Source organism: Mycobacterium sp. H4Y (genome assembly GCF_000364405.1).
In the GTDB taxonomy this organism is placed as follows: domain Bacteria; phylum Actinomycetota; class Actinomycetes; order Mycobacteriales; family Mycobacteriaceae; genus Mycobacterium; species Mycobacterium intracellulare.
This window is the reverse complement of record NZ_AKIG01000002.1, coordinates 1,023,476-1,036,229: the sequence shown is the minus strand read 5'-3', so window position 1 is coordinate 1,036,229 and position 12,754 is coordinate 1,023,476. Positions and strand designations below refer to the sequence as shown.

The following is a 12,754-nucleotide window of genomic DNA, read 5'->3' as shown; positions in this document are numbered from 1 at the left end:
GCGGGTGGTCAGAAGTCCCAGTCCGCGTCCTCGGTGGCCTGGTGGGAGCCGATGACATAGGAGCTGCCCGACCCGGAGAAGAAGTCATGGTTCTCGCCGGCGCCGGGATCGAGCGCCGAGAGCACCGCTGGGTTCACCCGGCAGTCCGAGGGCCCGAACATCGGCTCGTACCCGAGGTTGGCCAGGGCCCGGTTCGCGTTGAACCGCATGTAGGGCAGTACGTCGTCGGTCCAGCCCAGGCCGTCGTACAGATCGTGGGCATAATCAATCTCGTTGGTGTACAACGCATTCAGCAGCTCGTAGGTGTACTCGCGGTGGCCGGACCGCTCTGATTCCGAAAGCTCGGCGAGTCCGCACTGACACTTGTAGCCGATGTAGAAGCCGTGCACGGCTTCGTCGCGGATGATTAGCCGGATGATGTCGGCGGTGTTGGTGAGCTTGCCGCGCGAGGACCAGTACATCGGCAGGTAGAAACCGGAGTAGAACAGAAACGATTCCAGCATGACCGACGCCGCCTTGCGTTTGAGGGCGTCGTCCCCGCGGTAATAGTCGACGACGATCTGAGCCTTGCGCTGCAGGTGCGGATTGCGCTCGGACCAGTCGAAGGCGTCGTCGATCTGGCGGGTGGAGCACAGCGTCGAAAAGATCGAACTGTAGCTCTTGGCGTGGACCGATTCCATGAACGCGATGTTGGTCAGCACCGCCTCCTCGTGGGGCGTGACCGCATCGGCGATCATCGACACCGCGCCGACGGTGGCCTGCGTCGTATCGAGCAACGTGAGCCCGGTGAACACTCGCACGGTCGTCTGCTGCTCCTGCGCGGTCAGCGTCTGCCATGACGCCGAGTCGTTGGACAGCGGCACCTTCTCCGGCAGCCAGAAGTTGCCCGTCAGCCGATCCCATACCTGCGCGTCCTTGGGGTCGGGCAGGCGATTCCAGTTGACCGCCCGCATTCGATCCACCGATCGGATGCTCATCGCGCGCCGCCGATCTCGTCGCTGCTGTGTAGCCCGGACAGGTCGCCGCGGCGAGCGGCCTCGAAGCGGACGGCGACGTCGGCCCAATTCACGATGGACCACAGCCTGTCGACGTAGTCGGCCTTGACGTTGCGGTACTGCAGGTAGAACGCGTGCTCCCAGGCGTCGAACACCAGCAGCGGAGTGCTGGTGATCGCCACGCTGACGTGGTGATCGTGAATCTGGTGCACGACCAGACGACGCCCGATCGGGTCCCACGCCAGCGCACCCCACCCCGAACCCTGCACGCTGGAGGTGGCCCCGGTCATCTCGGCGCGGAACGCCTCGAATCCGCCGAAGAACTCGTCGATGGCGGCGGCCAGTTCCCCCTCGGGCCTTTCGGCGGCCTCCGGCGAGAGATTCGTCCAAAAGATCGAGTGCAAGGCATGGCCGGCGAGGTGAAACGCCAGCGTCCGCTCCAGGCCCGGCAAGTGGGCGAGGTTGCGCTCGGCACGCGCCTCGGCGAGCTGGTCGACGGTCGAGTTGGCGCCCTTGACGTAGGCGGCGTGATGCGCGTCGTGGTGCAGCTGCATGATCTCGCCGCTGATCGCGGGCTCGAGCGCACCGTAGTCATAGGTCAGGTCGGGCAGGACGTAGTGGGGCATGGCTCTCCCTCGTCGGTGTGGGCTGTCGTCCGAACATACCGCGAGATTTCGGGTAGCCAAATAATTTGTTCCGAGGTACCGTAATTCGTGTCGGTGGGTGTACCGACAGCCACGCGGCCCGCACCGGTTCTCCGGTGCGGGCCGTACCTTTCAGTGGTGAAACGGCAGCAGGGCACACCAAAAGACTCAGCGCCCAGGAGGAGATTCCTGGGCGCTGGGTGGGTGAATACCGCTTATGCCGTGAGGATTACGACCAGTTCCACACCGACATGTCGCCGGGCGGGTAGGTGTTGCAGATGTCGGTGGCCTTGGCGACCACGCCCTTGTTGTTCCAGAAGATCTTCATGTGGTTGGGCCAGGCCAACCACAGCGGATCGGCCTGTGGCGCATAGAAGTTCTCGGAGTAGTTCCGGCGGTCGGCCGGCGACAACGCATAGAACCAGTGGGCCTTGTCGATGGCGGCCTGGTTCACGTTGGGGTGGTTGTTGAAGTCGATCATGTAGCGCTGGTAGTACACCGGGCTGGTGTCCCGGGTTGCCGCCAGGATCTGCTCAGCATCACATGTGGTGTTGATCATCCGGCGGGGGATCGGGAAGTCCTCCGTGGAGTCGGCTACCGCGGTCGACGGGAAGATCGCAGCGGTAACACCCAGAGCAAGGAACACAGCGCCTGCACGCAGGCCGGTACTCAGCCGAGACATAGCAGTTACGGTAGCACTTTTTGGCCGGACGCGGATATTTCCCAGCTGACTGCCAGGGGATCTCTAGCCTGTCTCAGTATCAGTCCCGATCAGGGACGATGACGTGTGACGGGTCCGGCCGCAGCTCCGGCGGGGCCTGGCTGTAGTCCCCGAACGGGCCGTCGCGGCGCTCGACGGCGGCGCGCACGCCCTCGTCCTCCGCGATCTTGATGAAGCCCAGGGCGTCGGGCGTATTGCGCATCAGGCCGTCGAGGATGCCGCCCAGCGTCTGGGTGGAGGCCAGGCCCATGTTCTCGTAGGCCTGGTTAACGATCAGCTTTTGCGCCTGCAACTGCGACAAGGGGATCTGCGCCAGTTCGGCCGCGATCTCGGCCACCCGCGCTTCGAGGCGCTCGAAGGGCACCGCCTCGTTGATCAGCTCGATCTCCGCGGCCTGCACGCCGGTCAGGGGACGCCCGGTCAGCGAGTGCCACTTCACCTTGGCCAGGCTCAGCCGGTAGAGCCACATCCCGGTCAGGTACGCGCCCCACATCCTGCTGTAGGGGGTGCCGATCACGGCGTCCTCGCTGGCGATGACGAGATCGGCGCACAGCGCGTAGTCGCTGGCACCGCCCACGCACCAGCCGTGCACCTGGGCGATCACCGGTTTGGACGCCCGCCAGATGGCCATGAACTTTTGCGTCGGCCCGGTCTCGCGGGCGCTGACCATCGCGAAGTCCTTGCCGGGATCCCACTTTCCGTCGCTCATCATGGATTCGCCCCAGTGCTGGAAACCGCCGCCGAAGTCGTAGCCGCCGGAGAACGCCCGGCCCGCCCCGCGCAGCACGATGACCTTGACGGCCGGGTCGCGCTCGGCCAGGCCGACCGCGGCCTCGATCTCGTCGGGCATGGGCGGCACGATCGTGTTCAGCTGCTCGGGCCGGTTCAGCGTGATGGTGGCCACCGGGCCGGCCGTGCGGTAGAGCAGGGTCTGGAAGTCGCTGCTTGGCATGGCGTCCTTAAGGGTCGGGCTGCCGGTTTTCCGGTGACGAGGCGTAGATCCGCCCGGCGATCTTCAGATACGGCGTGGTGAGGTAGGCCGAGAAGGCGACGATGGCCGAAAAGATCGCCGCCACGACGACCCCGTTGGGCCACAGCTGGCCGGTCCCCACCGCGAAGCAGGCGATGCCGATGATCGCAGTCGCCCAGTAGAACCGCCGGCCCGCGCGACGGTCGTTGATGAAGCGGTACCGTGCCTGGGCCGCCGACGCCAGGATGAAGATCAGCCCGGTCGCCAACAGGGTGAGTTCGATGCGCTGCGCCGCTGACACGTCGTTGATCCTATGACTGCGTGCGCCCGCCCAGCATCTGCCATAGGAACGAGTAGGTCAGCGCCGACTTGAAGGCGACCTGCTCGTTGTCGGCCGCGCCGGCGTGGCCGCCCTCGATGTTCTCGTAGTAGAACACCGGGTGGCCGGCGGCCTCGAGGGCCGCGGTCATCTTGCGGGCGTGCCCCGGATGCACCCGGTCGTCGCGGGTGGACGTGGTCATCAGCACCGGCGGGTACCGGCGCGTCGCCGAAATGTTTTGGTAGGGCGAGTATTCGGCGATGAATTTCCAATCGTCGGGGTTGTCCGGGTCACCGTACTCGGCCACCCACGACGCGCCGGCCAGCAGCAGGTGGTAGCGCTTCATGTCCAGCAGCGGGACGCTGCACACCAGCGCGCCGAATTTCTCCGGGTACTGGGTCAGCATGATGCCCATCAGCAGGCCGCCGTTGCTGCCGCCCTGCGCGCCGAGCTGCTCGACGCGTGTGATGCCGCGGTCCACCAAATCGGTTGCCACGGCGGCGAAGTCCTCGGCGACCTTGTGCCGGCCCTCGCGTATCGCCTGGGTGTGCCACTCGGGGCCGTATTCGCCGCCGCCGCGGATGTTGGCCAACACGTACGTGCCGCCGCGGGCCAGCCACAGCCGCCCCAGCACGCCGCTGTAACCGGGCGTGTTCGACGATTCGAATCCGCCGTAGCCGTAGAGCAGGGTGGGCGCCGGTCCGTCGGACGCCGGGCCGGCGGGCCGCACCACGAAGTAGGGGATCGGCGTGCCGTCCTTCGACTTCACGAAGTTCTGTGTCACGGAGATGTTTTCGGCATCGAAGAACGCCGGGGCGGACTTGAGCTGTTCGAGGGCCCCGTCGTCGGTGCCCCGCATCAGCCGGGACGGTGTGTCGAATCCACTGGAATCCAGGAAGAACTCGTCGCCGGTGTCGTCGGCGGAGACGACGACGGTGTTGGTGGCGGCCGGGATCCCGGCCACGGGTTCGCGGCGCCAGGATGCCCGTGACGATCGCAAGCGCGGCGGAGCCGGGCGCAGCGGGTCGTCACCCGATGCCCGTGACGATCGCAAGCGCGGCGGAGCCGGGCGCAGCGGGTCGTCACCCGATGGCCGTGACGGCGTGACGATCTCGACGCGACTGGCCACGTCCACCAGCGAGACGATCACCAGCCGGTCGCGGGTCCACGCGTAGTGGTTGAGCGCCGTGTGTTCGTCGGGTTCGAAGACCACCTGCAATTGCGCTGTGCCGCCGAGGAATTCCTCGTAGTCGGCGGCCAGCAGCGACCCGGCGCCATAGGTAGTGCCGCCGAAGAACCAATCGCTGCGCAGCTCGACCAGCAGCCATTCGCGGTGCAGGCTCACGCTGGCGTCGGTGGGGGTGTCGATGCGGATGAGTTCCGGCCCGCGCAGCTCGTAGAGTTCTTCGTTCCAGAAGTCCAGCGCCCGCCCGATCAGGGTGCGCTCGTACCCGGGGATCCGGCTGGCGCTGGCCGCCACGTTCACGTCGGAACGGGCGCCCTCGAAGACGGTCTCGGCCTCGGCCAGGGGTGTGCCCCGGCGCCACCGCTTGACCACCCGCGGGTAGCCCGAATCGGTGAGCGTGTCGGGCCCGAAGTCGGTGCCGACCAGGACGGTGTCGGGGTCTTCCCAGCTGACCTGCGACTTGGCTTCCGGAAGTTCGAATCCGTCGGTGACGAATTCCCTTGTCAGCATGTCGAATTCGCGCACGATCGAGGCGTCCGAGCCGCCGCGGGAGAGGCTGACCAGCGCGCGGGTGTACTCGGGGTAGATGACGGCGGCGCCGGCCCACACCCATTTCTCGCCGTCGGCCCGGCCCAGTTCGTCGACGTCGATCAGCACGTCCCACTCGGGGGTATCGGTGCGGTAGCTGTCCAGCGTGGTGCGCCGCCACAGCCCGCGGGGGTTGGCCGCGTCACGCCAGAAGTTGTAGAGGTATTCGCCGCGGCGTACCACGTAGGGGATGCGGGCGTCGGTGTCGAGCACCTCGAGCGCCTCGGTGCGCATCCGCTCGAAATCGGTGTCGCGGAAGCGCGCCAGCGTCGGCTCGTTGCGCGCCCGCACCCAATCCAGCGCCTCGTCGCCGGTGACGTCCTCGAGCCAGAGGTAGGGGTCTTCGCTGTCCTGAGGGTCGGTGCGCGCGTGCGGCGTCGTGGAAGCGTTGGAAGCCATGGAAGCCATTGTGGCCACGGCGGTACTGTGAGGTGTATTACACAGCCGAACGAGGAGTGAGAGCAGTGACCGTTTTCGCACGTCCAGGTGCCGCCGGGGCGTTGATGTCGTATGAGTCTCGCTACGAGAACTTCATCGGGGGGCAGTGGGTTCCGCCGGCGCGGGGGCGCTACTTCGAGAACCCGACACCGGTCACCGGCCAGACGTTCTGCGAGGTGGCCCGTTCGGATGAAGCCGACGTCGACAAGGCGCTCGACGCCGCCCACGCGGCCGCGCCGGCGTGGGGTAAGACGGCGCCGGCCGAGCGCGCCGCGATCCTGAACAAGATCGCCGACCGCATCGACGAACACACCGCCGCGCTGGCGGTGGCCGAGGTCTGGGACAACGGCAAGCCGATCCGCGAGGCGCTGGCCGCCGACATCCCCTTGGCGGCCGACCACTTCCGGTACTTCGCCGCGGCGCTGCGCGCCCAGGAGGGCTCGCTGAGCCAGATCGACGACGACACCGTCGCCTACCACTTCCACGAGCCGCTCGGCGTGGTCGGGCAGATCATCCCGTGGAACTTCCCCATCCTGATGGGCGCCTGGAAGCTGGCGCCCGCGTTGGCCGCCGGCAACGCGGTGGTGCTCAAACCCGCTGAGCAGACGCCGGTTTCGGTGCTCTACCTGATGTCGCTGATCGGCGATCTGCTGCCGCCCGGGGTGATCAACGTCGTCAGTGGGTTCGGCGCCGAGGCCGGTAAGCCGCTGGCATCGAGCAACCGGATCGCCAAGATCGCGTTCACCGGCGAGACCACCACGGGGCGACTGATCATGCAGTACGCGTCGCAGAACCTGATCCCGGTCACCCTCGAACTCGGGGGCAAGAGCCCCAACATCTTCTTCTCCGATGTGATGGCCAAGGCCGACGACTATCAGGACAAGGCTCTGGAGGGCTTCACGATGTTCGCCCTCAACCAGGGCGAGGTGTGCACCTGCCCGTCGCGCAGCCTGGTCCAGGCCGACATCTACGACGAGTTCCTGGAGCTGGCCGCGATCCGCACCAAGGCGGTCCGGCAGGGCGACCCGCTGGACTCCGAGACCATGCTGGGGTCGCAGGCGTCCAACGACCAGCTGGAAAAGGTGTTGTCCTACATCGAAATCGGCAAGGACGAGGGCGCCAAGGTGATCACCGGAGGCGAACGCGCCGAGCTCGGCGGCGACCTGTCCGGCGGCTTCTACATGCAGCCCACCATCCTGGGCGGCGACAACTCGATGCGGGTCTTCCAGGAGGAGATCTTCGGGCCGGTGGTGGCGGTGACGTCGTTCTCCGATTACGACGACGCCATGTCGATCGCCAACGACACCCTCTACGGCCTGGGGGCGGGGGTGTGGAGCCGCGACGGCAACACCGCCTACCGGGCCGGGCGCGACATCCAGGCCGGCCGGGTGTGGGTGAACTGCTACCACGTCTATCCCGCCCACGCGGCGTTCGGCGGCTACAAGCAGTCCGGCATCGGCCGGGAGAACCACAAGATGATGCTGGACCACTATCAGCAGACCAAGAACATGCTGGTGTCCTACTCCGAGAAGGCGCAAGGGTTCTTCTGACGCGCCGGCGACGATGCAGAGCGAAGCGATGAGTGGAAGCGGCGCGAGGGGTCTCGCGCCCGCCGGAGTGGCCATCACCGCCCCGGCCGCCGAGGTACTGACGCGGCTGCAGGCGGCGCACGGCCCGGTGATGTTCCACCAGTCCGGCGGCTGCTGCGACGGCTCGTCGCCGATGTGCTACCCGCTCGGCGACTTCCTGGTCGGCGATCGCGACGTCCTGCTCGGCGTGCTCGACGTCGGACCCGACGGCGTGCCGGTGTGGATTTCGGGCCCGCAGTACGCGGCCCACTATCGCGACAAGCACACCCAGTTGGTGATCGACGTGGTGCCCGGCCGCGGCGGCGGGTTCAGCCTGGAGGCACCCGACGGCGTCCGGTTCCTGTCCCGCGGCCGCGTCTTCACCGCCGAAGAACAGGCGTCTTTGGCCGGCGCGCCGGTCATCACGGGCGCCGGTTACGAGCGGGGTGAACGGCCCGCGACACGCGGTCCGGTGGTGGCCGGCGCGGGCGCGCAGACATGCCCTGCGCCTCGGTGACCGCAGTACAGTCGAGAAAGTGATTCCCCTGCCCCGTCCCTGGTTACTGGCCGGCGCCATGCTGATCGGAAGCGCGGTCGGGGCCCTGGCGTGCGTGGCGTACACCGTCGTGGTCCACGCCAGCGTCCGCCCGGACATCGCGATCGCGTCGGTGGTTGGCATCCCCAGCGTCGTCGGGCTGACGATGATCCTGTTCTCCGGGCGCCGCTGGGTCACCGCGCTGGGCGCGTTCATCCTGGCGGCGGCGCCGGGCTGGTTCGGTGTGCTCGTCGCGTTGCGGGTGACCGCCGGTGCCTGACGACAAGGACGCCGCGAGCCCAGGGACCGAGGCCTTCGTGCCGGACTTCTCCGACGATGAACGCGAGACCGAGGACACCGGGACCCAGTCCTGGGTCCCCGATTTCGACGACGACTCCGACTCCGAGATCGCGGACACCGGCGAGCGGCCGGCGGCCACCGAGCCCGAACCCGGCGAGCCAGAACCGGAGGCCGCCACCGGATCCGCCGTCCCGGTGCAGTCGGTCACCGTCCCCGGTCGCTACTTCTACGTCAAGTGGTGGAAGTTGGCCCTGATGCTGCTGGGCGTGTGGGCCGCCGCGGCCGTGGTCGGGCTGGGTTTGTTCTCGTGGTGGTACGGCTCGATCGACAAGACTCCGGCGCTGTTCGCGGTGCTGGTCTACGTGGCGGTGTGCGTGGTCGGCGGCGTGATGCTCGCGATGGTGCACGGCAGGCCGCTGGTTTCCGCGCTGTCGGTGGCGCTGATGTCGGGGCCGTTCGCCGCCGTGGCCGGCGCGGCACCCCTGTACGGCTATTACTACTGCGAGCGAGTGGGCCACTGCCTGGTCGGCGTCATTCCGTATTGACCTGATTCCGAGGCGCCCCGCGAGTGTGGGGGTGAGGGACGAATTTCCGGCGTTTCCGGTACGTAGCGCCCACCCTCGGCGCGTTGGAAGCGGCGCGACTCACGGCGTTGTCCGCTGCGAGCCGGCGCCCACTAGGGTGGGCACGTGACTTCTCACTATGACGTCGTCGTCCTCGGGGCCGGCCCCGGCGGATATGTCGCGGCCATTCGCGCCGCACAACTCGGCCTTTCCACCGCGGTCGTCGAGCCGAAGTACTGGGGCGGGGTTTGCCTCAACGTCGGCTGCATTCCGTCCAAGGCGCTGCTGCGCAACGCCGAACTCGCGCACATCTTCACCAAAGAGGCTAAGACCTTTGGCATCAGCGGAGAGGCGACCTTCGACTACGGCGTCGCCTTCGACCGCAGCCGCAAGGTGGCAGAGGGCCGCGTCGCGGGCGTGCACTTCCTGATGAAGAAGAACAAGATCACCGAGATCCACGGCTACGGCCGGTTCACCGACGCGAACACCATCTCGGTCGAACTCAACGACGGCGGGACCGAGACGGTCACGTTCGACAACGCCATCATCGCCACCGGCAGCAGCACCCGGCTGGTTCCGGGCACCTCGCTGTCGGCCAACGTGGTCACCTACGAGGAACTGATCCTGTCCCGCGAGCTGCCTGAGTCGATCATCATCGCCGGTTGCGGAGCGATCGGCATGGAGTTCGGCTACGTGCTGCGCAACTACGGGGTCGACGTGACCGTCGTGGAGTTCTTGGCGCGCGCGCTGCCCAACGAGGACGCCGAGGTGTCCAAGGAGGTTGAGAGGCAGTTCAAGAAGCTGGGCGTCAAAATCCTCACCGGTACCAAGGTCGAGTCGATCTCCGACAACGGTGCCGAGGTGACTGTGGCCGTCAGCAAGGACGGCAACACCCAGGAGCTCAAGGCCGCGAAAGTGTTGCAGGCCATCGGTTTTGCGCCCAACGTCGAGGGCTACGGCCTCGAGGCCGCCGGGGTCGCGCTGACCGACCGCAAGGCCATCGGCATCACCGACTACATGCGCACCAACATCGAGCACATCTACGCCATCGGCGATGTCACCGGGAAGCTGCAGCTCGCCCACGTCGCCGAGGCCCAGGGCGTCGTGGCGGCCGAAACCATCGCCGGCGCAGAGACTTTGGCGCTCGGTGACTACCGGATGATGCCGCGCGCGACCTTCTGCCAGCCTCAGGTGGCCAGCTTCGGCCTCACCGAGGAGCAGGCCCGCGAGGAAGGCCACGACGTGGTGGTGGCGAAGTTCCCGTTCACCGCGAACGGCAAGGCCCACGGTGTCGGCGACCCGAGCGGGTTCGTCAAGCTGATCGCCGACTCGAAATACGGTGAGCTGCTGGGCGGTCACCTGGTGGGGCACGATGTCTCGGAGCTGCTTCCGGAGCTGACGCTGGCGCAGGAGTGGGATCTGACCGCCACCGAGCTGGCCCGCAACGTGCACACCCACCCGACCATGTCCGAGGCGCTGCAGGAATGCTTCCACGGGCTGACCGGACACATGATCAATTTCTGAGCCGCGCATGATTCGCACCGTCACGCCCCAGACGATCGCGGGCGCCGTCGCCGGCCTGGCGACCGGTTATGTCGTGTGGCTGCTCGGCATTTCGACCGGGGACAACGCGACGGCGGGCCAGTGGGGTCCGCTGGTCTTGCTGGCCTCGGTGGTGCTGGGAATCGGCGCCGCGATCTGGGGTGCCTGGCAGCGACGACGCGGGAAGCTGGGCTGGGCGGCGTTCGCCTTCGGCCTGCCGGTACTTCCCGTGGTCCTGACGCTGGCCATTTTGGCCGACGTCTACCTATAGCTGCTGCGGGTTGTCCAGCGGAATCTCGAGCGTCGCCATCGTCGCGGCCAGCCCATCGTATTGGCTTGCCAGCAAGCAGAATTCGATCAGCTGCCGCCGGTCCAGGTGAGTCGCCAGCTCGCGCCAGGTGGCGTCGGTGACGGTGCGGTCGTTGACGAACTCGTCGGTCGCCGCCAGCAGCGCCTGCTGACGCACAGTCAGGCGCCCCTCGACCGGGTCCAGCCGTTCCGGCCACGCGAAGATCGCGGCCTGCGCGTCGGCGTCGAGCCCGGCCTTGCGCGCCATCCGGCGATGGTGCTGCAGTTCGTATTCGCATGCCCGTAGGTGTCCGACCCGCAGGATCACCAGCTCGGTGTCGATGGTCGGCAGCTTCCCGCGCAGCAGCCGGCCCCCGTAGGCCAGCCACGTCCAAAACAGCAACTGGCGCTGGCCCAGGATGGTGAACAGGTGCATCTCCGGTGCGCGCACGGTGCGCGCGCCCAGCTTCGCGATCACCCAATTGATCGGTCCCAGTTGGCGGAATCGCCCCGGCGGGATGCGGCCGTCGGGACTCACGGTTGCGTCACCAGGTACGGGGACACCGTGCTGCGATGCTCGTCGAGATCGAGCGCGCGCCCGAGCGCCGGGAAGGCGCGCTGCGGACAGTTGTCGCGCTCACAGACCCGGCATCCCGCGCCGATCGGTGTGGAGATTTCCCCCGACAAGTCGAGTCCTTCCGAGTAGACGAGCCGGTGCGCGTGGCGAAGCTCGCACCCCAGGCCGATCGCGAAGGTCTTACCGGGCTGACCATACCGGGCCGCGCGTCGTTCCACGGTGCGGGCCACCCACATGTAGTTGCGGCCGTCGGGCATCTGCGCGATCTGGACCAGGATCTTGCCCGGGTTGGCGAAGGTTTCGTAGACGTTCCACAGCGGGCAGGTGCCTCCGCTGGAGGAGAAATGAAAACCGGTGGCGGACTGGCGTTTTGACATGTTGCCGGCGCGGTCGACCCGGACGAAGGAGAACGGCACCCCGCGCATCGACGGGCGCTGCATCGTCGAGAGCCGGTGCGCGATGGTCTCGTAGCTGATCGAGTAGAAGGAAGACAACCGTTCGACGTCGTAGCGGAAATTCTCTGCGACGTCGTGGAATTGGCGGTAGGGGAGCACGGCGGCCGCGGCGAAGTAGTTGGCCAGACCGAGCCGGGCCAGCGTATGCGACTCGTCGCTGGTGAACTTGCCCTGCGCGACCAGGTCATCGATCAGATCCCCGAACTCGAGGTAGGCCAGTTCGGCGGCCATCTTGAACACCTGCTGCCCCAGCGAGAGGTGATTGCTGATCTCCAGCGTCTTGGTGGCGGGGTCGTAGCGGTGCAGCACGGTGTCGCCGAGATCGATGCGGCGGTTGATGTGCACCCCGTGCACCTCGGTGAGCCGGCGCGTCAACTCCCGGGCCAGATCGCCGTGGTGCAACCGCATCTTGATGGTGAGCTCCTCGGCGGCGGTGTCCAGCTCGTGCAGGTAGTTCTGCCGTTGGTAGAAGTAGTCGCGCACCTCCTCGTGCGGCATGGTGATCGATCCGCTGCCGCTGCCGTCGGAGAACCGCTCCTCGGTGGCGGCCGCCAGCTGCGCGGTGGTGATCCGGTAACGGCGGTGCAGGTTGACCACCGCCCGCGCCAACCCGGGATGAGCGCTGACCATTTCGGCGACCTCGGTCGGGTCGACGTCGATGTCGAGGTCGCGGTCCAGGGTGACCTCGCGCAGCTCGGCGACCAGCCGGGTGTCGTCCTGTGAGGAGAAGAACGTGGCGTCCACCCCGAACACCTCGGTGATGCGCAGCAGCACGGCCACCGTCAGGGGGCGAACGTCGTGCTCGATCTGGTTGAGGTAGCTCGGGGAGATTTCCAGCATCTGAGCCAGCGCGGCCTGGGAAAACCCGCGCTCGTTGCGCAGCTGGCGGACCCGCGAGCCGACGAACGTCTTGGACACCTCACCGAGGTTACCGGCCTTGCGAAGCTTTGGTTCGCAGAGTTGGCAGCGGGTCTCGCGCGTCGCGATTGGTGTTCGATGGCCCTCGTTGGCATTATTCGACCGGGGCCTCGGGCCTTAACCTGGGGTAACCGCGAGGAGGAAACG

At 67.2% G+C, this 12,754-nt stretch carries 14 protein-coding genes; 6 read left to right on the top strand and 8 right to left on the bottom strand.

What is annotated here, in order from left to right; translation table 11 throughout:
• Nucleotides 1–8 precede the first annotated feature (8 nt).
• From nrdF to W7U_RS18710, 6 genes are all read right to left on the bottom strand, one after another.
• Nucleotides 9–977 carry a class 1b ribonucleoside-diphosphate reductase subunit beta gene (gene nrdF / locus W7U_RS18735; protein ID WP_008261290.1) on the bottom strand — a complete coding sequence of 323 codons (969 nt, stop codon included), beginning with the start codon at nt 975–977 and terminating at the stop codon, nt 9–11.
• Entirely contained in the window at nt 974–1,621 is a 648-nt protein-coding gene (locus W7U_RS18730; RefSeq protein ID WP_008261287.1) for a superoxide dismutase, read from the bottom strand. The genes nrdF and W7U_RS18730 overlap by 4 nt, the downstream gene beginning before the upstream one ends.
• 247 nt (nt 1,622–1,868) lie before the next feature.
• The gene (locus tag W7U_RS18725) at nt 1,869–2,321 is read right to left on the bottom strand and encodes a DUF5078 domain-containing protein (RefSeq protein ID WP_008261284.1); all 453 of its coding nucleotides are present in this window, start codon (nt 2,319–2,321) and stop codon (nt 1,869–1,871) included.
• A 79-nt stretch (nt 2,322–2,400) separates the two neighbouring features.
• Nucleotides 2,401–3,312: a crotonase/enoyl-CoA hydratase family protein gene (locus tag W7U_RS18720; protein ID WP_008261283.1), complete on the bottom strand. Its 912-nt coding sequence runs from the start codon at nt 3,310–3,312 to the stop codon at nt 2,401–2,403.
• A gap of 7 nt (nt 3,313–3,319) precedes the next feature.
• On the bottom strand, nt 3,320–3,631 hold the full coding sequence (locus tag W7U_RS18715) for a hypothetical protein (RefSeq protein ID WP_008261279.1): 312 nt from the start codon (nt 3,629–3,631) through the stop codon (nt 3,320–3,322).
• Nucleotides 3,632–3,641: 10 nt separating this feature from the next.
• Nucleotides 3,642–5,822 (bottom strand): prolyl oligopeptidase family serine peptidase, encoded by a 2,181-nt coding sequence (locus W7U_RS18710; RefSeq protein WP_008261277.1) that lies wholly within the window; start codon nt 5,820–5,822, stop codon nt 3,642–3,644.
• A 65-nt stretch (nt 5,823–5,887) separates the two neighbouring features.
• Here W7U_RS18710 and W7U_RS18705 point away from each other — a divergent pair, with 65 nt between their 5' ends.
• The 6 genes from W7U_RS18705 (at nt 5,888) to W7U_RS18680 (ending at nt 10,640) form a co-directional block, all read left to right on the top strand.
• A complete protein-coding gene (locus W7U_RS18705; RefSeq protein ID WP_008261276.1) occupies nt 5,888–7,411 on the top strand; it encodes an aldehyde dehydrogenase family protein in 1,524 nt (507 codons plus the stop codon).
• Nucleotides 7,412–7,439: 28 nt separating this feature from the next.
• The gene (locus W7U_RS18700) at nt 7,440–7,946 is read left to right on the top strand and encodes a DUF779 domain-containing protein (protein ID WP_050782791.1); all 507 of its coding nucleotides are present in this window, start codon (nt 7,440–7,442) and stop codon (nt 7,944–7,946) included.
• A gap of 19 nt (nt 7,947–7,965) precedes the next feature.
• Nucleotides 7,966–8,244 carry a putative holin gene (locus W7U_RS18695; protein ID WP_026071173.1) on the top strand — a complete coding sequence of 93 codons (279 nt, stop codon included), beginning with the start codon at nt 7,966–7,968 and terminating at the stop codon, nt 8,242–8,244.
• Entirely contained in the window at nt 8,237–8,809 is a 573-nt protein-coding gene (locus tag W7U_RS18690) for a hypothetical protein (protein WP_008261270.1), read from the top strand. Before W7U_RS18695 ends, W7U_RS18690 begins: the two co-directional genes overlap by 8 nt.
• A 144-nt stretch (nt 8,810–8,953) precedes the next feature.
• The gene (gene lpdA / locus W7U_RS18685; protein ID WP_008261269.1) at nt 8,954–10,351 is read left to right on the top strand and encodes a dihydrolipoyl dehydrogenase; all 1,398 of its coding nucleotides are present in this window, start codon (nt 8,954–8,956) and stop codon (nt 10,349–10,351) included.
• Between the two features lie 7 nt (nt 10,352–10,358).
• Nucleotides 10,359–10,640 (top strand): hypothetical protein, encoded by a 282-nt coding sequence (locus W7U_RS18680; protein ID WP_008261268.1) that lies wholly within the window; start codon nt 10,359–10,361, stop codon nt 10,638–10,640.
• Here W7U_RS18680 and W7U_RS18675 read toward each other — a convergent pair.
• Together W7U_RS18675 and ramB are read right to left on the bottom strand one after the other, a co-directional pair.
• The gene (locus tag W7U_RS18675; protein ID WP_008261267.1) at nt 10,635–11,195 is read right to left on the bottom strand and encodes a carboxymuconolactone decarboxylase family protein; all 561 of its coding nucleotides are present in this window, start codon (nt 11,193–11,195) and stop codon (nt 10,635–10,637) included. The genes W7U_RS18680 and W7U_RS18675 overlap by 6 nt on opposite strands.
• Nucleotides 11,192–12,607: an acetate metabolism transcriptional regulator RamB gene (gene ramB / locus W7U_RS18670; RefSeq protein ID WP_008261266.1), complete on the bottom strand. Its 1,416-nt coding sequence runs from the start codon at nt 12,605–12,607 to the stop codon at nt 11,192–11,194. Before ramB ends, W7U_RS18675 begins: the two co-directional genes overlap by 4 nt.
• Nucleotides 12,608–12,754: the final 147 nt, after the last annotated feature.